Origin of the sequence: Streptomyces sp. NBC_01445 (genome assembly GCF_035918235.1) — a bacterium.
Classification (GTDB): Bacteria; Actinomycetota; Actinomycetes; order Streptomycetales; family Streptomycetaceae; genus Streptomyces.
Window position 1 is genome coordinate 4,047,700 of sequence record NZ_CP109485.1, and the last position, 22,319, is coordinate 4,070,018.

The window sequence follows — 22,319 nt, forward strand, 5'->3', positions numbered from 1 at the left end:
GCTGCCTGCCTCTTCTCGTCGGGTGCGCCATCGGGTCCGGTCGTCACGTCCGGCCATCGGGGTCGGCTGCCAGAGCCATGCCCGCCCAATGCCCTTGCCATCAGTATGGGCGCATGCCCATACTGGGTTTGGGCGGACGCCCATTCTACGCCGCCCATCAGCCGGCGCGCCGCCACGAGGGGATTCCGTCATGCCGCACATCGCGAACGTCGATCAGTCCCAGGCCTGGAACGGGTACGAGGGTGAGCACTGGGCCCGTAATCAGGACCGCTGGGACGCCGTGAACGAAGGGTTCAACGAGCCCCTCCTCGACGCCGCCGCAGTCCGCCCCGGCGAGCGCGTCCTCGACATCGGCTGCGGCGCCGGATCCACCACCCGCCTCGCCGCCCGGCACGCGGGCCCGGACGGGCGGGCGCTGGGGGTCGATCTGTCCGGGCCCATGCTCGCCCGGGCCGAGGAGACCGCTCGGCAAGAAGGAGCGGCCGGGGCCGGGTTCGAGCGGGGGGACGCCCAGATCCACCCCTTCCCCGCCGGGGCCTTCGACGTCGCCATCAGCCGGTTCGGGGTCATGTTCTTCGCCGACCCCGTCGCCGCCTTCGCCAACATCCGGCGCGCCCTCCGGCCGGGCGGGAGGCTGGCGTTCGTCTGCGCCGCCGAGCCCGAGCGCAACGACTGGCTCCGGGCAGTCGCCGAGCTGCGCGGCATCCTGCCCGTCGGCGACTTCGGGGCGCCGGGCGGGCAGGAGGCTTCGCGCGGCCCGGGGATGTTCTCCCTGGCCGACCCCGACGCCGCGCGCGGTGTGCTGTCCGACGCCGGGTTCGCGGGCATCGAGGTGGGGTCCGTGGAGGCGTACGGGCTGTGGGGACGGGACGCCGGTGACGCCGCCGCGTTCCTGCTCGGCTCCGGCCCCGGGCGGCATCTGACCGAACAAGTCGGCAGCGACATACGGGAGTTGGCGCATCACACCCTCACGAGAACCCTGAACGCGTACGAGCACGTCGGCGACGGGGGCGCGGGCAGGGACGGTGGGGTACGAATGAAGAGCGTCGGATTCCTCGTCACCGCGCACAACCCAGAAGAGGTCGCCCACCCCCTGGCCAAGCCCTCGCCTACAGTGTGAAGATCCTGTGTCTACGCAGGAGTTCATCATCTGGGGGGGCCTCATGGCACTGTTCGGAAACGCTCACACCGTCGACCCCGTCGGCGCGCAGCAGGAGTACGCCAAGCTGTTCGGCCAGGGCGAGCAGGTGCAGGCCGCGTACCTGCTCATCCGCGACACCATCCTCTTCACCGACCGGCGTCTGATCTTCGTCGACAAGCAGGGGATCACCGGCAAGAAGGTGGAGTACCACTCCATCCCCTACCGGAGCATCACGCACTTCGCCGTCGAGACCGCCGGTCACTTCGACCTCGACGGCGAGCTCAAGATCTGGATCTCCGGCACCGCGGCACCTGTCCAGAAGACGTTCAGCAAGGGCGTCGACATCTACGAGGTGCAGGCGATCCTGACGCAGTTCGTGGCCCGGTAAGCAACACGCGCAGCGGTGGCCCGGCGCCGGCGTCCTCGAACGTACGGCCGCCGCCGGGCCGCCACCACGCGAACCCGCCCACCCCACCTGTTCGGCTCCCCTGGCTCGCCTAAGACGCCCGCCTGCGTGACGCCGCCTTCTTCGCAGGTGCCTTCTTTGCGGTCGCCTTCTTCGCCGTGGCCTTCGAGGCGCTCGCCTTCGAACCACTCGCCTTGGACGTGCCGGCCTTGGCCGTACTCGCCTTGGACGTGCTCGCCCGCGAAGTGCTCGCCTTCTCCCCGGCCGTCGTCCTCGACGAGGCGGCCGACTTCTTGGCCGTGGTCTTCCTCGCCGTACCGCTCCCGGACGCCGCAGGCTTCGGCTTGGTCGAAGTCGACTTCTTCCCGCCGACCTCCTTCGGTGCCGTACGGGACTTCAGCGGGGTCACCGGGCTCACCTTCGCCTCCCGCTCCGGTGCCGCCGCGTCACCGCGGGCCTCCTTGGCCGCCTTGACGCTGCTCTTCAGGGCCGCCATCAGGTCGATGACCTTGCCGCCGCCCTCGGGGGCCGCGGGCGCCTGCACCACGCCCTCGCCGGACGCCTTCGCCTCGATCATCTCCTCGACCGCGGAACGGTAGTCGTCGTGCAGCGACTCCATGTCGACCTCGCCGAGGGTGTCCATCAACGCGTCCGCCAGGTCGAGTTCGGCCTCGCGCACGGTCACCTCGGTCTCGGGCGCCGCCTCCTCCGGGGCGCGCACCTCGTCGGGCCACAGCAGACCGTGCATCGCGATCACGTCGTCGACGACGCGCAGCATGCCGAGCCGCTCCCGCCCGCGCAGGGCGAACTTGGCGATGGCGACCTTCTTGTTCCGCTTGAGCGCCTCGCGCAGCAGGGTGTACGGCTTCGCCGCGGGGACGCCGTTCGCGGAGAGGTAGTAGGCGGCGTCCATCTGGAGGGGGTCGATCCGGTCGCCGGGAACGAAGGCCACGATCTCGATGGTCCGCGCGGTCGGGATCGGCAGGGAGGCCAGGTCCTCCTCCGTGATGGGGATGATCGCGCCGTCCGCGGCCTCGTACCCCTTGCCGATCTCCGCCGACGCGACCTCCTTCTCCTCCAGCTCGCAGAACTTGCGGTAGCGGATGCGGCCGCCGTCCTCCAGATGGATCTGCCGGAAGGAGATCGAGTGGCTCTCGGTGGCGTTGACCAGCTTGATCGGGATGCTGACCAGGCCGAAGGAGATGGCGCCGTTCCAAATGGATCGCACGGTGTCCCTCTCTGCGTAGTGCTCTGCCGTGTGCCCTGCGTAATGCCCTGCCGCGTGGCCCTGCTCTGCGCGCTGCCGAAGCCGGGCCCGTCGGCCACCCCGCCGTCGCCGCAGCCGAAACCGAAGCCACCACCGCAGCCCTTTGGGATAGCTCGTCACGATTTCCGTGGGATTCTCATCGTATGACGCCCATCACAGAGGTGGAGGGGCGGCGGCTCGCGCTCAGCAACCTCGACAAGGTGCTGTACCCGGCGACCGGGTTCACCAAGGGCGAGCTGCTGCACTACTACGCGACGGTCGCCGGGGCCCTGCTCGCGCATCTGTACGACCGGCCCGTGTCCTTTCTGCGTTACCCGGACGGGCCCGAGGGCCAGCGGTTCTTCACCAAGAACGTGCCGCCGGGCACGCCGGCGTGGGTGCGGACGGCGGACGTGCCGCATTCCAGGAGCGCCCCGTCCCGCCAGGTCCTCGTACAGGATCTGGCGTCACTCATGTGGGCGGCCAATCTGGTGACGGAGTTCCATACGCCGCAGTGGCAGGCGGACGCGCCCGGACAGGCCGACCGGCTGATCCTGGACCTGGATCCCGGGGAGCCGGCGGACGTGGTGGAGTGCTGCGCGGTCGCGCTCTGGCTTCAGGAGCGGCTGCGCGCGGACGGGCTTCACTCGTACGTGAAGACCTCCGGTTCCAAGGGGCTGCACATGCTCGTGCCGCTGGAACCGACGCCGTCCGATCGGGTGAGCGCCTACGCGAAAACCCTCGCGGTGGAGGCGGAGGCCGAGCATCCGGAGCTGGTCGTCCACCGCATGACCCGCAGCCTGCGCCCCGGCAAGGTCTTCGTCGACTTCAGCCAGAACGCTGCCGCGAAGACGACGGCGACCCCGTACACGCTGCGCGCCCGCCCGGAGCCGACCGTGTCGGCGCCGGTGACGTGGGAGGAGGTCGAGGCCTGCACGGACGCGCGGGAACTGACGTTCCTGGCCGACGACATCGCGCCGCGCCTCGAGACGTACGGGGACCTGCTCGGCCCCTTGATCAACCTGAACCGCGCGGGGCGTGTGCCGTGAGCGGCGCGCCGGGGCTGTCCCGGTGCCAGTCCGACGCGAGGGGCGAGCCTCACCTCACCCGCGGGGCCGGCCGGGCAGACCCTGACGGAATGGATGAAAACGAGCCGACCGTAGCCCTGCGCCCGCCGGTCGACGTCATGCGTCCCCAGGCTGTGGACGAAATCCCGGAACAAACAGGCACGCCGGAGAGCCTCCAGTACTCGCTCAAACTCGACGGATTCCGCGCCCTGGCCTTCATCCTCGAGGGCGGCCGGGTCTTCCTGCAGTCACGCTCACAAAGGGACCTGGCCCCGGAGTTTCCCGAAATTGCCGCATATCTCGGAGAGCATCTGCCCGCCGGCACCGTACTGGACGGCGAATTGTGCGCCTACCGCGACGGGCGCCTGAGCTTCACCGATCTCCTCCGGTCCCACGCCGACCGCGCGCGATCGGGCATCCCGGTGTCCTACGTGGCGTTCGACATCCTCGCCGTCCCGGGCCGCGATGTCAGGGCCCTGCCCCTGAGGGAGCGCTGGGAACTGCTCGGCGCAGCGCTCCAAGACGTCGGCCCGCCCCTGCAACGAGTACTGGCAACGCTCGACGAGGAAACCGCGCACATCTGGTTTCGCGACATAAGAGCTGCCGGAGTCGAAGGAATTGTGGCGAAAGGACTGCGCTCGACCTATCGGGCAGGAGGAACCCAGGCATGGAGAAAGATCAGGCATGCGGATACGACGGACGGGGAACTCCTCGGAGTTTTCGGCCCGTTGGACAGACCGCAGGCACTTCTCGTACAACTCCCCGATGATCGAACCGTGAAGACGTCGCCCCGCCTGACCCCGACGCAGTCACGGCAGATCGGCACATTGGTGCAAGGTCGCCTGGAGCACCCGACGGACCACCCGGAACACGGTCCGGTGCGGATGCTCACAGCCCCCCTCCTCATCGAGCTGCGCCGAGCGGCCGGACGCCACGAGACCGTCCGCTTCGTGCGCGTGCGGTCCGACGGATGAGATGTCAGTCCTTCGCCGTACGGTGAAATCTCACGTACGGACGGGAGGGCTGAGGTGGCCGAGAAGACGCTGACCGGGACGACGGTCGCCGAGGTGATGGCCGAGCTGGCCGAACTCGAGGACCCGAAGGCACGCGCCGTGAACGAGAAGCACGGCGACGATCACGGCGTGAACCTCAGCAAGCTGCGCGCACTCGCAAAGCGGCTGAAAACGCAGCAGGAACTCGCGAGCGGGCTCTGGGAAACCGACGACACCGCGGCAAGACTCCTCGCCCTCCTCATCTGCCGCCCGAAGGCGTTCCGGCGGGACGAGCTGGACGCCATGGTGCGCGGGGCGCGCACGCCCAAGGTGCACGACTGGCTCGTGAACTACGTGGTGAAGAAGAACCCGCACGCCGAAGAGCTGCGTCTGGCCTGGTCGGCCGACCCGGATCCAGTGGTCGCGAGCGCCGGCTGGGCGCTGACCACGGAACGCGTGGCGAAAAAGCCGGAGGGGCTCGACCTCTCAGGGCTCCTCGACGTCATCGAGGCGGAGATGAAGGACGCCCCGGACCGCCTGCAGTGGGCGATGAACCACTGCCTGGCCCAGATCGGGATCGAACACGCCGACCTCCGCACCCGGGCAATCGACATCGGCGAGCGCCTGCAGGTACTCAAGGACTACCCGACGTCACCGGGCTGCACGTCCCCGTTCGCCCCGGTCTGGATCACCGAGATGGTGCGCCGCCGACAAGCCCAGTAGAGAGACACCCTGCCCTCTGGCGGCCCCGACCTCAGCACCCCCAGCCCTTCGAGGGCCTCAGACCCGCAGCCACGTATGGCGGTCGCGGGCCATGGCGTGCAGGGCCTCGACGTCGGCCGGTTTCAGGACGCCGCCCGTGCGCGCCAGTGACTGGAGTTCGGTGTCGAGGACGATGCGTACGTCCCGTGGGGGTGCCGCCACCTCTACCGTCGCGGCGCCCGCGACGGCCAGGACCGGGCGGACCTCGGCGGTCAGGGCGAAGGACGCGCGCGAGGCGTCCGCACGGACGCGGCGCAGCAGCGGGTGCGGCTCCGAGCGGCCGGTCATGACCATCGGGTCGGCGACCCGGACGCGCTGTTTGCGGGCCGGAAGCGTGTGCAGCGCGTAGAGGCCGCCGGGCCCGATGAGGAGGTGGTGGATGCGGGCGCCGCCGGGCAGCGGCACGGAGTGCAGCGCGCGCCAGCCCGCCCGCTCGAACGCGTCGAGCGCTCCGCCGACGCACTGCTCGGCCTCCAGGGCCCGGCGCCGCGGGTCACCGCGCAGCCGCCGTGGCGGCCCCGGATCCCGGTCGACGGCGATCTGGAGGGCCTCGCCGGGCCGGTTCGGCGCGAGGTCGTCGTCCGGGTGGAGGGCGAGCCTGGCAAGTTCGACGGGGGTGGGCACGGGGGGCGGACCCACGGTGACCTGGCCGGTCAGGAAGGGCCCGAGGGCGTCGAGCACGGCGTCCCGGCGGGCCTCGCTGATCAGATTGACACGGCCGGCCTCACGGTCGTACCAGGCGACATTCCTGCCGTCGTCGCCACAGACATAGAGCCGCTCCCGACCGTGCCGCCAGGTCGGTATGACGCGCAGACCGCTCATGCACCATCACCCCACGACCATGGGAACAGCCTCGGAGCCGCAGGGCAATATGCCGTCCCGCCCCTCGGTGACACCACCGCCCGCAGAGTTTCGGCCCGCTGTTACACAGCTGCCGAATTGCCGTGATGAGGGGTCTTTACGGTGATGAGGTCAGCGTTTACGCCACCTGGTGGAGCGCACCGCACCGGGAGTAGAGCAGAGGAGACGTTCCGTGAGCACCACCCGTCGAGCATGCCTGCTGGCCCGCGGCACCTTCGTCGCCGCCGTTCTCGGCGGCGCGCTCCTGGTCCCGACGGCCGCGTTCGCGCACGCCCAGCCCGACCGCGCGGCGGCTCCCGCCCCGGCGAGCGAACCGGGGCACGGCACACCCGACTCGAACCCGCTGTTCCTGGCGGCGGGCGGCGGCATGGCGGCGGCGGGCGCGGGGGGACTCGCCTTCTCGATGTACCGGCGCGGGCGCACCGACGGCTGAGGGTTCGAGGTGCGCACGGTCCCGCGGGTCAATAAAAAGGACTTCCTCACCAATAAGGTGTCAGTGGAGTGACCGACCGGCACGCGGACAGGCAGGAGTGCAGTGAATTCAAGGCGCACCTGTACCGCAGCGACCGCCGTAACGGCGTCGGTACTGCTGCTCGCGGGGTGCGGCGACGCGGGCGAGCTGCGCAGCGCGGGTCCGACGTCCACGGCGATGGGACCCGCCCGGCTCTGGCCCACACTGCCGCCGGCGTCCGCCGCGGCCGACGACTACGGCTCGGGCAAGACCGAAGTGGTGAACGGCATCACCGCCAAGGGTGACGACATCCACCGTGTGAACCCGGTCGACGTGGTCCGCGCACAGGAGGCGGCCGCCTCGGCATCACCGAGCCCGTCCCCGTCCCCGTCACCGGACAAGGTCGTAGGGCTGGACGACTGCGGCACGAAAGACAGCGCCAAGTGCCCGGTCCTGAAGGCGTACTACCGGGACCTGACGGGTGACGGCAAGGACGAACTGGTCCTCGGGATCCGCCTGCCGAAACGCCAACTCGCCGTGCGCTGCTACAAGTTCGAGGACCACAAGCTGACGCAGGTCATGGGAACGTCAGACGCGGTCGTGAGCGTGGAGATCGCGGGCCGCGACGTGATCCTGCGGGCGGTGGCGGACCTGCCGGGCTACGAGTACCGCACGGCGTGGTCCTGGGACCCGCACCAGCACGCGATGCTCCCCACCCGAGACGAAATCCTCCGCACGGGCCCCCCGACGGCCCCGACCACAACCCCGACCCCCACCCCCAAGCCCGAACCCGCCTCCCCCACCACCGCCCCGCCGAAGACCCCGACGACAACCCCATCGGCCGCCGCCCGATGACCGGACACACGAGCCGAAGCCGCCCCACGCACACACGCCGGGGCACGGCCGGCGCCACAACCCACCCGCACCCACGAGCGAACGGGAGCGGCCGGGCCGGTATGTCCGCGCAGAGCCGGCACACACCACTGACGCGTACGAAATCCAACGCCGAACCGTCCGAGCGAGGACGGACACACCCGACCGGCCCCGCACCCACCCACACACGCAAGGCGCGAGAACACCGGCCAAAAGCAACCCCGCCCCCGGCGACACCCGCCACGAGCCGCCCATGACCCCCGCACCACAGGCCGACCCGAGCCGCCCCGGGCCCAGACCCCGGCTCCCCGCCTGGACAGCCACCCTCACCTGGAAGGCCGCGGTCTTCATCACGGTGATGTGCTGCGCACTCGCCGCGCTCCTGGGCGCCCTGGTCCACGTATCGGTCAGCAACCAGACCGTCGGCCAGGCCCGCGACCACGCGCTGGACCGGCTGGACGAGGCCACCAAGGCGTACGAGGCCGGCGCGAGGCTGGGCCCGCTCGCAGGGGTCGACCCCCCGGACCTGCCCGACTCGCTGCGCCGGCTCGCCACGGACGGTGAGCGCGGCACCATGGTGAGCAGTCACGCGAAGCAGCCCACGATGTGGGCGGCAGGACCCCTCGACAGGAACCGCGTCCTGGCCGTGGAGGTCGACTACGCGCAGGGCGCCCGCACGATCGACGGCCTGGACAAGGCGATCGTCGGCTCGTCCGTGCTGGCGATCGGCGCGACGCTGCTGGTGGGGGCGTTCGCGGTGACGCGCGTGACGCGGCGCCTGCACGCGACGGCGAGAGTGGCCCGGAGGATCAGCGGCGGGGACCTGGACGCGCGGGTGGGCGATCCGAGGACGGGAAATCCGGCCAGGCACCAGGACGAGGTGGCAGCCGTGGCCGGTGCGCTGGACAGCATGGCGTCGTCGTTGCAGCGCAAGCTGCTCAGCGAGCAACGGTTCACGGCGGACGTGGCACACGAACTGCGGACACCACTGACGGGCCTGCACGCGGCGGCCGAACTCCTCCCGCCGGGCCGCCCGACCGAGCTCGTACGGGACCGGGTCGCCGCGCTGCGGACCCTCACCGAGGACCTGCTGGAGATCTCGCGCCTGGACGCGCGCAGCGAGCGCGTGGACCTGGACGACAACTGGCTCGGCCCGCTCGCCGAGCGGGTGGTGCGGGGGTCCGGCACGGAGACGGAGGTGGTCGTGGTGCGGGACGTCTGCGTACTGACGGACCGCCGGCGCCTGGAGCGGGTGCTCGGCAACCTCGTGGCGAACGCGCACAGGCACGGGCGCCCGCCGGTGGTCGTCACGGTGGACGGCCCGGTGATCACGGTGCGGGATCACGGGGAGGGCTACCCGGACTACCTGGTGGAGGGCGGTCCGCAGCGGTTCAGGACGGAGGGCGGCGCGAAGGGCCACGGCCTCGGCCTGACGATCGCGCTGGGCCAGGCGGAAGTGCTGGACGCTTCGCTCAGATTCGCGAACGCGGAGGACGGCGGAGCGATGGCAACGCTGACGTTGGACGACCAGCAGCCCTGACGTGTCACCCCCACACAGAACCCCGTACCAATCCCTCCCGAAGCCCTCACCCCGAACCCCAGCCGGACACACACCCAGTCAGATTAAAGAGACATAGCGGGATTTCCCGGCTATAGCTTGTTACGTTCCCGCCATGACCGGACCGACGGGATCAACGGGACCCATGGGCCCGGCAGGCACGAGAGGCGGCGTCAGCCCTCCCGCGGTCCCCGCTGTCCGCCTCCCCCGGCGCCGTGGCACCGAACTCGTCCTGATCGTTCTGGCCGTCCTGCTCAGCGTCTACGGCTACTGCGACGTAGGACTCGCCAAGAACGGCTCCGTACCGCCCGGCGCCGCCGGTTACGGCGCCGGGCTCGGCGTGCTCGCGCTCGTGGCGCACGGCGCGATCCGCCTGCGCGCCCCGTACGCGGACCCGCTCCTGCTCCCTATCGGCGTGCTGCTCAACGGCCTCGGCCTGGTCCTGATCTACCGGCTCGACCTGGAGACACCCGACGACCAGGCGGCGCCGATCCAGCTCATCTGGTCCACGCTGGGCGTGGCCCTGTTCATCGCGGTCGTGGTCCTCGTGCGCGACCACCGGGTGCTCCAGCGGTACGCCTATCTGTCGGCCGTCGCCGCGCTGTTCCTGATGGTCCTGCCGATCCTCTTCCCGGCGGTGAACGGCGCCCGTATCTGGCTCAGGATCAGCGGATTCTCCATCCAGCCGGGCGAGTTCGCCAAGGTGCTGCTCGCGATCTTCTTCGCCAGCTATCTCGCGGCGAACCGCAACGCGCTCTCGTACACGGGCAAGAAGATCTGGCGCTTCCAGTTCCCCACCATGCGGGTCTTCGCGCCGATCCTGGTCTTCTGGCTGATCAGCGTGGGCGTCCTGGTCCTGGAGCGTGACCTCGGAACCTCGCTGCTGTTCTTCGGCCTCTTCATCGTGATGCTGTACGTGGCGACGGGCCGCGGCAGCTGGATCGCGATCGGGCTGCTCCTCGCGGCGGGCGGCGCGGTCTTCGTCGGCGCGCTCGAACCGCATGTGAACAGCCGCGTCCAGGACTGGCTGCACCCGTTCGCCTCGATCGACGCGGGCCAGGGGCCCGGCCAGCTCGCCCAGTCCCTGTTCGCGTTCGCGGCGGGCGGCATGCTCGGCGAGGGGCTCGGGGCGGGGCACTCGATCCTCATCGGGTTCGCCGCGAAGTCGGACTTCATCCTGGCGACCGCGGGCGAGGAGCTGGGGCTTGTCGGCCTGACGGCGATCTTCCTGCTGTACGCGCTGCTCGTGGAGCGCGGCTACCGGGCGGGGCTCGCGCTGCGCGACCCGTTCGGCCGGCTCCTGGCGATCGGTATCGCGTCGATCGTCGCGCTCCAGGTGTTCGTGATCGCGGGCGGGGTGATGGGCCTGATCCCGCTGACCGGCATGGCGATGCCGTTCCTCGCGCAGGGCGGTTCGTCCGTCGTCACCAACTGGATCATCGTGGCGCTGCTCGTACGGATCAGTGACTCCGCGCGGGGCCAACTCCTGTCCGACGAGGCGCTGGAGGCGCAGCGGTGACCCGTTACATCCGCCGGGCCGCGGTCTTCTGCCTGGTGCTGCTCGTCGCTCTGCTGGTCAACGCGGCCCGCGTGCAGATCTTCGAGGCGGACTCCCTCGACGACAACCCGGCCAACCGCCGCAACACGATCACGCGCTACAACCAGGCGCGCGGCAACATCCTCGTCGACGGCAAGGCGGTCACCGGGTCCAAGGATTCCGGCCAGCAGCTCCGCTACGAACGGACGTACAAGCACGGCCCGTTGTTCGCGCCGGTGACCGGGTACGCGTCCCAGATGTACGGCACCTCGCTGCTGGAGAACGCCGAGGACGACATCCTCTCCGGCACGGACCCGATGCTCGCCCCGCTCCCCCTGTGGAACGATATGACGCGCTCGCAGCAGCCGGGCGGCAAGGTGGCGACCACGATCGACGGGGCGGCCCAGCGAGCGGCGTACTCCGGACTGGCCGGGCGCCGGGGCGCGGTCGCGGCGCTCAATCCGGCGACCGGGGCGATCCTCGCCCTGGTGAGCAGCCCCTCGTACGATCCGGGGAAGATCGCCGGGACGGATTCGGCGACGATGTCGGCGTGGACGCGCCTGAACCGCGCGCCGAGTCAGCCGATGCTCAACCGGGCGATCCGGCAGACGTATCCGCCGGGCTCGACCTTCAAGATCGTCACCGCGGCGGCGGCCCTCGACGCGGGCGTCGTGACGGATCTGGACGAGCCGACGGAGACGCCGAGCCCCTGGGTCCTGCCGGACACGTCGACCGTGCTGCGGAACGAGGCACGCGGCTGCGAGGACGCGTCGCTCGCGGACGCGATCCGGGTCTCCTGCAACACGGTGATGGCGAAGCTCGGTGTGCAGGTCGGGCTGAAGGGGATGGTGTCGGCGGCAAGGCGGTTCGGCTTCGACGACGCGGGGGTGAGGATCCCGTCGAGCGTCTCGCGGAGCAACTTCGACACGGACATGGACCGTTCGCAGCTGGCGCTCTCGTCCATCGGCCAGTTCAACACGACGGCGACACCGCTGCAGATGGCCATGGTGTCGGCCGCCGTCGTCAACGGCGGGGTCCTGATGGCGCCTCATCTGGTGGACAGGACGACGGACAAGAAGGGGAACACCCTCGCGCAGACCGGTGCGAAGACGTACCGGCAGGCGATGAACCCGGCCACGGCGACGCAGCTCCAGGAAATGATGCTGGACGCCGTGGAGGACGGCACGGGCACGAACGCGCAGATCCCCGATGTGATGGTGGGCGGCAAGACCGGCACGGCGCAGCACGGCGTGGGCAACAAGGGCACCCCGTACGCGTGGTTCATCTCCTGGGCGCGGTCCCCGGAGCCGGGCGGCCCGGAGGTCGCCGTCGCGGTGGTCGTCGAGGACGCGTCGGCGAACCGTACGGACATCAGCGGCGGCGGCAGTGCGGCGCCGATCGCGCGGAACGTGATGGAGGCCGTACTCAAGTCGTCCGACCGGTAAGGGCAATTGAGCGATTGGCCCCGGATACCAACAGGTGAAATGGCCCTCTGCGGCGACGCGTCCGCTGCCTATCGTGCAGTCCATGACTGACTACGGGACTGCGCACACGACGGAGAACGGGACTCGCCACGAACTCGCCCAGGTGAACATCGGCCGCCTCACCGCCCCGCTCGACTCGGAGCAGCTGAGGGACTTCGCGGAGGGACTCGATCCGGTGAACGCCGTCGCCGACGCGTCGGACGGGTTCGTGTGGCGCCTGAAGGACGACACCGGGGACGCGACGAGCTTCCGGATCTTCGACGACGCGTGGCTGCTGGTGAACATGTCGGTGTGGCGGGACACGAATGCGCTGACCGCGATGGGGGTCCCCCCTGGTCCTTAAGACCTTGGGGGAGTACCAGGGGCAGCACCGTGAACTCCTCGCCCGCCGCCGGGAGTTCTTCGAGCGTCTCGACGAGGCGGTGACCGCCCTGTGGTGGGTGCCGGCCGGGCACCGGCCCACCGTCGAGGAAGCGGAGGAACGCCTGGTCCATCTGCGGACGCACGGCCCGACGCCGTACGCGTTCAATCTGCGTACGTCGTTCCCGGCGGGCGACGCCGGCCCCGAGCCGGAGCCGACGTCGGAGCCGAGTCCGTCAGCCGATCGGCTTCCTGATCTCCGAGCGGATCTTCGCCGCGGTCGCGGCCGCCGCGTCGAGGTCCACCTCGGAGGGGGTCTGAAGGGCGATCTCGGGGGTGATCTCGGCGACGGTGGCGCCGGTGTTCCCGTCGGCCCAGGCGCACATCGGGATGGTCGCCTGCGCCTTGGTGAGCACCTGGCAGGTGATGGTGACGTCGGAGCCGGCCGGCTTGAAGTCCTTGGCGGGCACGGCGACTTCGGCGCCGTCGCTCTTGGCGGCGCCCTGCATCATGTTCTTGCGGGCCAGGTCGGTGTTCTTGAACCGGCCGTACATGCCGGAGATCACCACACCCGCGTTCTTCTTGGCGGGGTCGGTCGCGGCGTACTGGCCGACGGCCGCCTTGGTGTCGCGTGCGTCCCAGGCGCCGTCCGCCTCGTCCTCGATCTCCTTGCCCTGGGTGCCGGACAGGTCCTCGGTGAGGGTGTACCTCCCGTCGAGGACGGTCTTCGGGATGGTCAGCTTGTACTCGGCCGCCGGGAAGCTCTTGTCGACCTCCGAGCCGAGCATGGCGACCGCGACGATGCCGATGACGACGACGCCGACCGCGCCGCCGACGATGCCGAGAATCATCCCGACCCGCCGCTTCTTGGGCGGCGGGCCCATCGGGGCACCGCCCCATCCGGGGTAGGGGGCACCGCCCGGGTAGGGCTGCTGGGCGTACGGACCGGGCTGGCCCGGCTGGGCGTACGGACCGGGCTGGCCCGGCTGGGCGTACGGACCGGGCTGGCCCGGCTGGGCGTACGGACCGGGCTGGCCCGGCTGGCCGTGCGGGCCGGGCTGCTGCGGCGGACCGTAGGGGCCGGGCTGGCCGTAGGGCGCGGCCGGGGGCTGCTGGCCGTACGGGCCGGGCTGGGGTGGCTGAGGCGTGGACACGTCAGCAAAATACTCCATGCGGGTGACACACCCCCACGCCCCGGACACCCCGGATGGGCCGGACTCGCCGGGTCCCGCTCAGGCGAGCCCTAGGGCTGCTGCGCGCCTTCCCCGATCGTCGACTCGACCTCCGCGACGCGCTCCAGTTCCTCCGCCGCGAAGCGTTCTGCGTCGAGCTTCTCGGCGATCTCCTCGTCCTGGGCCATCAGCTGGTCGAGGTTCGAGTTGCCCATCTCGAAGACGCCCATGTCGACGTACGCCTGCTGGAGGCGCTTGCCCCACAGGCCGATGTCCTTGACGCAGGGCACGATCCGGGAGAAGAGCAGCTGGCGGAAGAGGGCCAGGAACTCGGACTGCTCGCTGTACTCGTCGGCCTCCGCCTTGGAGATGCCGAAGTTCTCCAGGACCTCGACGCCGCGCAGCCGGTCGCGCATCAGGTAGCAGCCCTCGATGACGAACTCCTCGCGCTCGCGCAGTTCGGCATCGCTGAGCTGCTTGTAGTAGTCGCGCAGGGCCATCCGCCCGAAGGCCACATGGCGGGCCTCGTCCTGCATGACGTACGCGAGGATCTGCTGGGGCAGCGGCTTGTCCGTGGTGTCGCGGATCATGCCGAACGCGGCGAGCGCCAGACCCTCGATGAGGACCTGCATGCCGAGGTAGGGCATGTCCCAGCGGGAGTCGCGCAGGGTGTCGCCGAGGAGCGACTGGAGGTTGTCGTTGATCGGGTAGAGCATCCCGACCTTCTCGTGCAGGAAGCGGCCGAAGATCTCCGCGTGCCGGGCCTCGTCCATGGTCTGGGTCGCCGAGTAGAACTTGGCGTCCATGTCGGGGACGGACTCGACGATGCGGGCGGCGCACACCATCGCGCCCTGCTCACCGTGCAGGAACTGGCTGAACTGCCAGGACGCGTAGTGCTTGCGCAGCTCGCCCTTGTCCCGGTCCGTCATCTTCGCCCAGTGCCGGGTGCCGTAGAGGGTCAGCGCCTCGTCGGGGGTGCCGAGCGGGTTGTGGGGATCGACCTCGAGGCCCCAGTCGATGCGCTTGGCACCGTCCCACTGCTTGTCCTTGCCCTTCTGGTAGAGCGCGAGGAGGCGGTCCCTGCCCTCGTCGTACTCCCAGCTGAATCTTGCCGAACCGGCCGCAGGTACTTGCCAGTTGAGCTCCTCGGGCGCCCTGGTGTACAGCTCATGCGTCGACATACAGGCAGGCTCACACGCTTGTGGACACGGGGTCAACAAGTGACGCGCAAGGGATTGACGGCCTTGCTGACAGGCAGTCTCATAAGACGTGACCGCTGGTAACTCCTGTGCCGCGGCACCCGTTTCCCGTACGACGAGGTGGAGACAGCCATGACGACCGTGACGGAAGCCGACGCGTTCGAGGGTCTGCGCGACGCGCTCGGGCTGCTCAAGGACCGCGAGCAGGTGGCCGAGCGCCTGCTCGACTCCTCCGCCAAGCACTCCTTCGACCCGGACAAGGAGCTGGACTGGGATTCCCCCGACGTCGAGGGCATGTGGTACTGGCCCCCGGAGCTCTGCTCGCTCTACGACACCCCCATGTGGAAGCGGATGCCGCAGGAGCAGCGCATCGAGCTCTCCAAGTACGAGGCGGCCTCCATGGCGTCCATGGGCGTGTGGTTCGAGATCATCCTGATGCAGCTCCTCGTACGGCACATCTACGACAAGTCGCTGACCAGCAGCCATGTGCGCTACGCCCTCACGGAGATCGCCGACGAGTGCCGGCACTCCATGATGTTCGCCCGCATGATCAAGCGGAGCGTCGGCGAGAGCTTCCCCATGCCGCGTATCCATCACAACCTGGGGCGCGTGCTCAAGACGATCTCCACGACTCCGGGATCCTTCGCGGCGACGCTGCTCGGCGAGGAGATCATCGACTGGATGCAGCGGATGACGTTCCCGGACGAGCGCGTCCAGCCGCTGGTGCGCGGCATCACCCGCATCCACGTCATCGAGGAGGCGCGGCACGTGCGCTACGCCCGTGAGGAGCTGCGCCGCCAGATGGTGAAGTGCGGCCCGGCGGAGGGGGCGTACACCCGGATCGTGTGCGGCGAGGCCGCCCGCGTGATCTACACGGCGTTCCACAACCCGGCCGCCTACGAGCGGGCGGGGCTCGACCCGAAGGAGGCGCTGGCGCAGGTCAAGGCCAGCGGCCACCGGCGCGAGATCATGCAGACCGGCGCCAAGCGCCTGACGGACTTCCTGGACGACATCGGGGTCATGCGGGGCGTCGGACGCAGGCTGTGGAAGTCGTCCGGACTGCTCGCCTGACCGCCACGCGGCAGAGCCGCACATCGACACAGCCTGGACGACACCGGCGTCATGCGGGGCACCGGACGCAGGCTGTGGAAGTCGTCCGGGCTGCTCGCCCAGGACTGCGCCCGGGACCCGGCGGAGCGCCTCCGTACAGGACCCTCGCACGAAAAGCCGGTTACGCTGCGGGACATGACCTCGGCACCCGGCACCCGCGCGTACCGACGGCTCAGCGTCGAGGAGCGTCGCAGCCAGCTCCTCGTCGCCGCGCTGTCCCTCTTCGCGCACCGGGCACCCGAGGAGGTGTCCCTCGACGACGTGGCGGAGGCGGCCGGTGTCTCGCGGCCGCTCGTCTACCGGTACTTCCCCGGCGGCAAGCAGCAGTTGTACGAGGCCGCGCTGCGCTCCGCGGCCGACGAGCTGGAGAAGTGCTTCGCGGAGCCGCAGGAAGGACCGCTGAGCGGCCGGCTCACGCGGGCCCTCGACCGCTACCTCGGGTTCGTGGACCAGCACGACATGGGGTTCGCCGCGCTGCTCCAGGGCGGCAGCGTGGTGGAGACGTCGCGGACGACGTCGATCGTGGACGGCGTGCGCAGGGCGGCGGCCGAGCACATTCTGAGCCATCTCGCCGTGGCGGACCCGGGTCCCCGGTTGCGGATGACCGTACGCATGTGGATCACGGCCGTGGAGGCGGCCTCGCTGATCTGGCTCGACGAGGACAAGAAGCCGCCGCTGGACGAGCTGCGCGACGGGCTCGTCGACCAGTTCATGGCCGTCCTCACGGCGACGGCGGGCCGCGACCCGCAGACCGCCGAGGCGGTACGGCACGCGCTGGCCCTGGAGACGGCGGACGGGCCCGTGGGCCGGCTGGCCCGCCTGGTGCTGCCCGTGGTGAGTGACGCGGCACACCTGCTGTGACACTGGTGCCGTGAAGAGCGAAGAGACGCCGTTCGTCGGCGGGCCGATGGACGGGCGGGTGCTGCCCGTGCTGCTGGGACCGACGGGGCATCCGCCGAAGGTGTACCGCATCCCGGTGCCGGGCCCCGACGGTTCCCCGGGCACGGTGCTCATCTACCGCCGGGTGCCGATGACCCCCGGCAAGATCCGGTTCACTCACCGCTGGAAGTACGAGTACGACCCTTCGGGGCGCGACGACAGCGGGCTCCGGTGGCCCTGGTCCAAGCCGCGTCCGTAGCAGCCGACATCGTAGATCACCTTCGTGGAGTCCCCCGGCCGGGTGAGGTCCTTGGGCCGAACCGCCCAGCAGGAGGCGCGCGGGCGGGCGGACGTGTTGATGCTCACGGTGCGGGACGGACGGACCGCCCCGCACCGGAGGTGATGACGTGTCAGGAAGCCTTCTGCGGTGGGCCTGTGCGGCGGCGGTGGCCTCGACGCTCGCGGCGCCGGGGCCCGCGTCCGCCGCACCCACACCGGACCCCCAGCCCCTCCCCGCGGCCAACCGCAACGCCGTCGCCACGCTTCTGACGGATCTTCAGCGCCTGTACCAGGAAGCCGAGAAGGCCACCGAGAAGTACAACGCGACCGCCGAGAAGCTCAAGAAGCGCCGGAAGACGGCCGGCGACCTGGCCCGCAAGCTGGCCACGGCCCGCACTTCGCTCCACGAAAGCCGTGGCGCGGCAGGACGCCTCGCCCGCGAGCAGTACCAGGGCAGCAGCAACCTCTCCCCCTACCTGCGCCTGCTCCTCGCCCGCGACCCGCAGCACGCCCTCGACCAGGGCCATGTGATCCGGCGCGTGGCCCAGGAGCGCATGGCGACCGTGGACCGGCTCGTCGGCGGCGAGAAGCGCGCCGACAGCCTGGCGACGCAGGCACGCAAGGCGCTCGCCGAGCAGACTCGGCTGTCGGAGCGGCAAAAGAAGGACCGGGACGCTGTCCAGGCCCGCCTCAAGGACGTCGAGAGGCTGCTCGCCTCACTCGGCCCGGGCCGGCTCGCCGAGCTGACCCGCCTGGAGGACGCGGGGATGGCGAAGGCCCAGAAGACGTTCATGGCGTCGGGCGCGCTCAGTTCACAGCAGGCGCCGTCACGGGCCGGGGACGCGGCAGTCGCGTACGCGGTGAAGCAGATCGGGAAGCCGTACGTGTGGGGCGCGGAAGGGCCCGCGTCGTTCGACTGCTCGGGGCTCACGTCGCAGGCGTGGGAGCACGCGGGCGAGGTCATTCCCCGCACATCGCAGGAGCAGTGGGCGAAACTGCCGCGCGTCCCGCTGAACAAGCTGCGGCCCGGTGATCTCGTCGTGTACTTCCGCGAGGCCACGCACGTGGCGATGTACCTGGGCGACGGGATGGTGGTGCAGGCGCCGCGGCCGGGCGCGAAGGTCAAGGTGTCGCCGATCGCGGCCAACCCGCTGCTCGGCGCCGTCCGCCCCGATCAGGGAGACGCGTCGATGAAGGGCTACACCCCGCCGAAGCTGCCCGGGGGCGCGACGGGCGGCGACGACACCGGGTACGGCGCCGCGGGGGCGCCCACCGGCTGACCGGTGCGCGCCCCGCCGCGGGATCAGCCGGAGACGGAGGCCAGGTAGGCGTTCGTCTTCTCGGGCTCAGAGAAACCACACCGTGGCCCCAAGTGCGTTCTACCAGCAGTTTCTCCCCAACAGGCGGACCCATGACGGGCCGTGGGCCGCCTGTGGGCCGTCACAGCGATCGTTGGCCCCTGTCGTAGACGGTCGCGATGGCAGTCCGCGTCCGCGCCTGGCTGCTTGGCATGAGGTGGGCGTAGATCCTCAGCGTGAGGGCCGCATTGCTGTGCCCAAGGTACTCACTCACGGCCTTGATGTTCTCTCCGCTGTCGAGGAGCGCGGATGCGTAGAAGTGCCTCAGCGCGTGCATGCCGTGCTCGCGCGCCGCCGAATACGCATCGTCCTTCGTCTCCGGGGCGGGAAGGAGTCCGGCCGCGACGAGAGCGGGTTTCCAGGCGTAGTCATTCAGGGAGGTGCGCCACACGTGATTTCCCCCGGGCGCTGTGAAGATGATCCTGTGCGTCACCTTCGGCCCGTCAACCGTCTTCCAAGGCAGGGTGATCTCAACTGGCGGGAAACGCTTCAAGTGGGCCTTGAGCGCTTCCGCGACGGGTTCGGGCAGAGGGATATCCCGCGTCTTGCCACCCTTGGGAAGGGCGAATACGGGCTTGCTCCGGCTGAGCTTCAGCTGTTGGACCACGTGAAGCGTGTCTGACTCGAAGTCGACAGCATCCACGGCAATACCGAGGATCTCCCCCTGCCGCATGCCACACCCCGCGCCCAGGTCGACCATCGCCCGGTACCGATCGGGCAACGCGTCCTGCACCGCGAACACGCGCTCCGCCGACCACGGCACGACGCGTTTCGGGTCAAGCTTCGGCGGCTTCACCGAGCGAGCCGAGACGGGGTTACGGCTGAGGTAGCCGTCATCGACGGCCGCGCTCAAGGCGGCGCGTACGTTCGCGTAGATGATGCGGCCGTACGAGCCCGGCACCTTCGCTTCGAGCACCGCCACCCACTCACGGATGTGCTCCGGCTTGAATGACCCAAGCGGTCGAGACCCGATGTACGGGAAAGCGTGCAGGCCAAGTTGAGACTTCATCGACTCGATGGTGTTCGGGTCCGCCCCGAGCGTGCTGAGCCACTTCTCTGTGTACTGCTGGAAGGTCTTTTTGGCCGTGCTCGGGTCGACGTACTGACCGCTACCCATGTCGGTCTCAATTTTGTTCAGCCACTTCTCGGCAAGGCGCTTTTGTCCATCGCGGAAGCTCTTGGACTTCTCGGTACCGTCGGGTCCGACGAACCGTGCGCGGTAGCGGAGCCCAGTGCCATAACGCTCGGTCTTGACGCGAACAGCCTTTCCTTCGGGCGAGGTCTCTGTTTTGTACCAGCGGTCTTGGATGTGGCCGGCCATGTGGCAGCGGTCCCTTCTCGGAAAGGAGAAGGGAGGGCCACCGGGTGGCCCTCCCTGCGGAGTCGTGTGCTGTGGGGCTTGGTGTCAGGCTGCGGAGGCGTCCTGGTTTTTGCGTGCGGCGATATAGGCGTAGACGTCGGCAGGGTCATATCGGACGTGCTTGCCAATGCGGAAGCCGGGCGGCCCGGTGCGCTTCTTGCGCCACTGGTAGACGGTTTCCTTAGGCACCTCGAAGATCTCCGCGATGTCTTCTGGGGTGAGGTACCGGTCGGGCAGACCGCTGCGGAGGGTCGCGCGGGGGTCGGGTCGAGCGGAACGGGTTCGGCTCATGGGGTCCTCGGATGTCGAGTCACACTGATGTTGGGTTCGGGCGTCCGCGTCTGTCCGAGGTGCGGACTTCTGCGTCATCGCGTCATCAGCGACATTCGGGCTTCTGACCTGTGGTTTTGCTTGACGCGGTGGTGTGGGGTTGCGTCATGGGTGCGGCATGGTTCGCGTCATGGCGTGACGCAGATGACGCACGATGACGCAGAGCCGGGTGTCTGCGTCATGGTCTTCGTCGCAGGTCAGGGGCCGTCTTTCGTGCGGCGTGACGTACATGACGCAGCGTCTTCCCTCTTAGGACAAAGAAGAGGGAGTGTCTGTAGTGGTCCGGTGGCGCCTTCGAACGTGAAGAAGGAGCCGCTGCGCGGCGCGTCATTGGGGCGGCGCGGTGCGCCGAACAGCAAGAGGAGCACGCCTGGCCGGTGGTGCTCCTCTTGCTTGTCCAGGCACGCGGGTCGCGAGTCAGAACATGCGCTTGTGCTCCTGCGGGGTCGGTGCGGTCGGGCGGGTCATTTCGAGGTAGCGGCCCGTGCTCGTGCGGCCCGAGTCGATGAGGACGCCTCGGGCGGCCAGGGTCGGCTGGAGGCGCTTGAGGCGGTCGGAGAGCACCTTGCCCGTGGTCGGCCACCCCTTCGGGAGGGGACGCAGCCCGTCGTCGTTGTAGAGGCCGCTGAGGAGGTGCAGCCACTCCGTGGACGTCATCCGCTGGGCCGCGCCCGGGGAAATTGTGTCGGCGTGCCGCAGGACGGTTTGCGCGAGCAGGTCGCCCTCGATCACGTCGTCGTTCAGGTCGTCCAGGCTCGCCCGGTACGCGGGCAGCGCCCCGAGGCCGGTCGCGGCGTCGAACTGTGCGCACAGGTGCGCGAAGTCCGCCATCCGCAGATCCGTCGGCGTCTCCACTTTCACCGCGCGGACCTTGACCGTGAGGTCCAGGAGCGAGCCGAGTACGAGGGGCAGCACCTCCTCGTAGTCCACCCACAGCTCCGCTTCAGTGCGCCGGACCTTGGGCCGCTCCAGACGCAGCGGCAGGAGCCGCTCCGCGAGGTCGGGCCGGATGACGCCGACGTCGATGCCGGTGAGGAGCAGGGGACGGCGGTAGCCGACGCGGAACACGTCTCCGTCGGTGAACAGCGCGCGCTTGACGCTCTCGGCGCCGGTCACGATGCAGCACATCGCGTCGGACAGATCCGGCGACATGTGGGACAGGTTGTCCAGGGCGGTTACCCACCCGGCCGCCACGGCCGCGATCAGGTTCTCTTCATCCTTCGGGGCCCGGCGCAGGTCCCCGGTCATGCCCTCCACGATCCGGATCAGCATCCGCCCGCCGGTGGACTTGCCCGCGCCCTGCGGCCCGGTCAGGAACGGTGCCGGGACTGGGACGGACGGACCGAGACAGCCGATCAGCCAGGTGAGAGCGAGGGATTCGGTGTCTGCGGTGGCGAAGTTGCACAGCCGCATCAGCAGGTCGATGCCCTTGCCGTCGGTGTCCTTGGCCGGCAGGGGCAGTTCCCCGGTGAGCTGCGTGCGACGCCAGCACACCTCACGCGGGTCGGGAACGGTGATCTCCCATCCGGTGGGGTGGATGCGCACGGACTGCCCGTCGTCGCGTCCCAGGTCCAGCCACGTCGCACCGTCAAAGCCCGGGGCGACCCGGATGTACACGGGCTGGACGTCCTCGCTCAGTGCGAGTGCTTCGATCAGGTCCAGCGCCTCTTTGATGGCGCTGCCGTTGAAGACGCCGCGTCCGTCGCGGAACAGACCGACCATGAGTTCCTGGCGGTGGCTGCCCGTGGTGCCCTGGGAGCGGATCGGGCGGGCCACGGGGTGGCCGTTCTTCTGCGCGTAGACGGTGCCGTCGGGGGTGCGGAAGTACCGGAAGTGCTCTTGTGCGTAGTCGGTGATGACCTCGCGGGCCGGGGTCTTGTCGTCGTCTGCCACG

Annotated in this window: 21 protein-coding genes and 1 pseudogene; 15 read left to right on the top strand and 7 right to left on the bottom strand. The window is 69.8% G+C overall.

All coding sequences use genetic code 11. The annotated features are described in order from the left end of the window. The first annotated feature begins 190 nt into the window (after nt 1-190). Nucleotides 191-1,120: a class I SAM-dependent methyltransferase gene (locus OG574_RS18260; RefSeq protein WP_326774097.1), complete on the top strand. Its 930-nt coding sequence runs from the start codon at nt 191-193 to the stop codon at nt 1,118-1,120. A 43-nt stretch (nt 1,121-1,163) separates the two neighbouring features. After that, nucleotides 1,164-1,529 (top strand): PH domain-containing protein, encoded by a 366-nt coding sequence (locus tag OG574_RS18265; RefSeq protein WP_326774098.1) that lies wholly within the window; start codon nt 1,164-1,166, stop codon nt 1,527-1,529. Between the two features lie 109 nt (nt 1,530-1,638). Here OG574_RS18265 and ku read toward each other — a convergent pair whose 3' ends face one another. Then, a complete protein-coding gene (gene ku / locus OG574_RS18270) occupies nt 1,639-2,775 on the bottom strand; it encodes a non-homologous end joining protein Ku (protein ID WP_326774099.1) in 1,137 nt (378 codons plus the stop codon). Between the two features lie 182 nt (nt 2,776-2,957). Here ku and ligD point away from each other — a divergent pair, with 182 nt between their 5' ends. From ligD to OG574_RS18285, 3 genes are all read left to right on the top strand, one after another. Next, nucleotides 2,958-3,842 carry a non-homologous end-joining DNA ligase gene (gene ligD / locus OG574_RS18275; RefSeq protein ID WP_326774100.1) on the top strand — a complete coding sequence of 295 codons (885 nt, stop codon included), beginning with the start codon at nt 2,958-2,960 and terminating at the stop codon, nt 3,840-3,842. Then, nucleotides 3,839-4,834, top strand: a complete 996-nt coding sequence (locus OG574_RS18280) for an ATP-dependent DNA ligase (protein ID WP_326774101.1) — start codon at nt 3,839-3,841, stop codon at nt 4,832-4,834. Before ligD ends, OG574_RS18280 begins: the two co-directional genes overlap by 4 nt. A 96-nt stretch (nt 4,835-4,930) precedes the next feature. Beyond that, the gene (locus OG574_RS18285; protein ID WP_398375832.1) at nt 4,931-5,575 is read left to right on the top strand and encodes a DNA alkylation repair protein; all 645 of its coding nucleotides are present in this window, start codon (nt 4,931-4,933) and stop codon (nt 5,573-5,575) included. A gap of 57 nt (nt 5,576-5,632) precedes the next feature. Here the strand turns inward: OG574_RS18285 and OG574_RS18290 are convergent, their stop codons facing one another. Then, the gene (locus OG574_RS18290) at nt 5,633-6,436 is read right to left on the bottom strand and encodes an NERD domain-containing protein (protein ID WP_100595884.1); all 804 of its coding nucleotides are present in this window, start codon (nt 6,434-6,436) and stop codon (nt 5,633-5,635) included. Nucleotides 6,437-6,647: 211 nt separating this feature from the next. Here OG574_RS18290 and OG574_RS18295 point away from each other — a divergent pair, with 211 nt between their 5' ends. The 6 genes and pseudogenes from OG574_RS18295 to OG574_RS18320 all read left to right on the top strand — a co-directional run. Continuing rightward, nucleotides 6,648-6,908, top strand: coding sequence for a hypothetical protein (locus tag OG574_RS18295; RefSeq protein ID WP_100595885.1), 261 nt, complete (start codon nt 6,648-6,650; stop codon nt 6,906-6,908). Nucleotides 6,909-7,010: 102 nt separating this feature from the next. Next, complete coding sequence (locus OG574_RS18300) at nt 7,011-7,781, top strand: hypothetical protein (RefSeq protein WP_326774103.1); 771 nt, start codon at nt 7,011-7,013, stop codon at nt 7,779-7,781. 271 nt (nt 7,782-8,052) lie between these two features. After that, entirely contained in the window at nt 8,053-9,339 is a 1,287-nt protein-coding gene (locus OG574_RS18305) for a HAMP domain-containing sensor histidine kinase (RefSeq protein ID WP_326774104.1), read from the top strand. A gap of 163 nt (nt 9,340-9,502) precedes the next feature. Beyond that, nucleotides 9,503-10,876, top strand: a complete 1,374-nt coding sequence (locus OG574_RS18310; RefSeq protein ID WP_326778534.1) for an FtsW/RodA/SpoVE family cell cycle protein — start codon at nt 9,503-9,505, stop codon at nt 10,874-10,876. Beyond that, the gene (locus OG574_RS18315) at nt 10,873-12,339 is read left to right on the top strand and encodes a peptidoglycan D,D-transpeptidase FtsI family protein (protein WP_326774105.1); all 1,467 of its coding nucleotides are present in this window, start codon (nt 10,873-10,875) and stop codon (nt 12,337-12,339) included. Before OG574_RS18310 ends, OG574_RS18315 begins: the two co-directional genes overlap by 4 nt. A gap of 82 nt (nt 12,340-12,421) precedes the next feature. Then, nucleotides 12,422-12,944: pseudogene (locus OG574_RS18320) on the top strand (DUF3291 domain-containing protein); the annotation flags it as partial. 30 nt (nt 12,945-12,974) lie between these two features. Here OG574_RS18320 and OG574_RS18325 read toward each other — a convergent pair. Then, nucleotides 12,975-13,892: a hypothetical protein gene (locus tag OG574_RS18325; protein ID WP_326774106.1), complete on the bottom strand. Its 918-nt coding sequence runs from the start codon at nt 13,890-13,892 to the stop codon at nt 12,975-12,977. 89 nt (nt 13,893-13,981) lie between these two features. Further along, entirely contained in the window at nt 13,982-15,091 is a 1,110-nt protein-coding gene (locus OG574_RS18330; RefSeq protein ID WP_326774107.1) for a ferritin-like domain-containing protein, read from the bottom strand. Between the two features lie 150 nt (nt 15,092-15,241). Between OG574_RS18330 and OG574_RS18335 the strand changes: the two genes are divergently transcribed. The 4 genes from OG574_RS18335 to OG574_RS18350 all read left to right on the top strand — a co-directional run bounded on the left by OG574_RS18335 (nt 15,242) and on the right by OG574_RS18350 (nt 18,657). Next, nucleotides 15,242-16,180: an AurF N-oxygenase family protein gene (locus OG574_RS18335; protein ID WP_326774108.1), complete on the top strand. Its 939-nt coding sequence runs from the start codon at nt 15,242-15,244 to the stop codon at nt 16,178-16,180. Between the two features lie 174 nt (nt 16,181-16,354). Next, nucleotides 16,355-17,080 (top strand): TetR/AcrR family transcriptional regulator, encoded by a 726-nt coding sequence (locus OG574_RS18340; protein WP_100595995.1) that lies wholly within the window; start codon nt 16,355-16,357, stop codon nt 17,078-17,080. Between the two features lie 10 nt (nt 17,081-17,090). Beyond that, on the top strand, nt 17,091-17,357 hold the full coding sequence (locus OG574_RS18345; protein ID WP_100595893.1) for a hypothetical protein: 267 nt from the start codon (nt 17,091-17,093) through the stop codon (nt 17,355-17,357). A 148-nt stretch (nt 17,358-17,505) separates the two neighbouring features. After that, nucleotides 17,506-18,657: a C40 family peptidase gene (locus OG574_RS18350; RefSeq protein ID WP_326774109.1), complete on the top strand. Its 1,152-nt coding sequence runs from the start codon at nt 17,506-17,508 to the stop codon at nt 18,655-18,657. Between the two features lie 160 nt (nt 18,658-18,817). On the opposite strand, the gene OG574_RS18355 is transcribed toward OG574_RS18350, so the two are convergent. From OG574_RS18355 to OG574_RS18365, 3 genes are all read right to left on the bottom strand, one after another. Beyond that, nucleotides 18,818-20,056, bottom strand: coding sequence for a tyrosine-type recombinase/integrase (locus tag OG574_RS18355; RefSeq protein ID WP_326774110.1), 1,239 nt, complete (start codon nt 20,054-20,056; stop codon nt 18,818-18,820). Nucleotides 20,057-20,140: 84 nt separating this feature from the next. Continuing rightward, a complete protein-coding gene (locus OG574_RS18360; RefSeq protein ID WP_326774111.1) occupies nt 20,141-20,386 on the bottom strand; it encodes a helix-turn-helix transcriptional regulator in 246 nt (81 codons plus the stop codon). A gap of 456 nt (nt 20,387-20,842) precedes the next feature. Beyond that, nucleotides 20,843-22,318 (bottom strand): ATP-binding protein, encoded by a 1,476-nt coding sequence (locus OG574_RS18365; RefSeq protein WP_326778535.1) that lies wholly within the window; start codon nt 22,316-22,318, stop codon nt 20,843-20,845. Between the last annotated feature and the right edge of the window lies 1 nt (nt 22,319).

What these genes read in the sequence shown, in the direction of transcription:
- OG574_RS18360 (WP_326774111.1), bottom strand. Translation starts at nt 20,386, where the DNA reads ATGAGCCGAACCCGTTCCGCTCGACCCGACCCCCGCGCGACCCTCCGC.
- OG574_RS18355 (WP_326774110.1), bottom strand. Translation starts at nt 20,056, where the DNA reads ATGGCCGGCCACATCCAAGACCGCTGGTACAAAACAGAGACCTCGCCC.
- OG574_RS18290 (WP_100595884.1), bottom strand. Translation starts at nt 6,436, where the DNA reads ATGAGCGGTCTGCGCGTCATACCGACCTGGCGGCACGGTCGGGAGCGG.
- OG574_RS18335 (WP_326774108.1), top strand. Translation starts at nt 15,242, where the DNA reads ATGACGACCGTGACGGAAGCCGACGCGTTCGAGGGTCTGCGCGACGCG.
- ligD (WP_326774100.1), top strand. Translation starts at nt 2,958, where the DNA reads ATGACGCCCATCACAGAGGTGGAGGGGCGGCGGCTCGCGCTCAGCAAC.
- OG574_RS18285 (WP_398375832.1), top strand. Translation starts at nt 4,931, where the DNA reads ATGGCCGAGCTGGCCGAACTCGAGGACCCGAAGGCACGCGCCGTGAAC.
- OG574_RS18310 (WP_326778534.1), top strand. Translation starts at nt 9,503, where the DNA reads ATGGGCCCGGCAGGCACGAGAGGCGGCGTCAGCCCTCCCGCGGTCCCC.
- OG574_RS18305 (WP_326774104.1), top strand. Translation starts at nt 8,053, where the DNA reads ATGACCCCCGCACCACAGGCCGACCCGAGCCGCCCCGGGCCCAGACCC.
- OG574_RS18340 (WP_100595995.1), top strand. Translation starts at nt 16,355, where the DNA reads ATGACCTCGGCACCCGGCACCCGCGCGTACCGACGGCTCAGCGTCGAG.
- OG574_RS18330 (WP_326774107.1), bottom strand. Translation starts at nt 15,091, where the DNA reads ATGTCGACGCATGAGCTGTACACCAGGGCGCCCGAGGAGCTCAACTGG.
- OG574_RS18260 (WP_326774097.1), top strand. Translation starts at nt 191, where the DNA reads ATGCCGCACATCGCGAACGTCGATCAGTCCCAGGCCTGGAACGGGTAC.
- OG574_RS18265 (WP_326774098.1), top strand. Translation starts at nt 1,164, where the DNA reads ATGGCACTGTTCGGAAACGCTCACACCGTCGACCCCGTCGGCGCGCAG.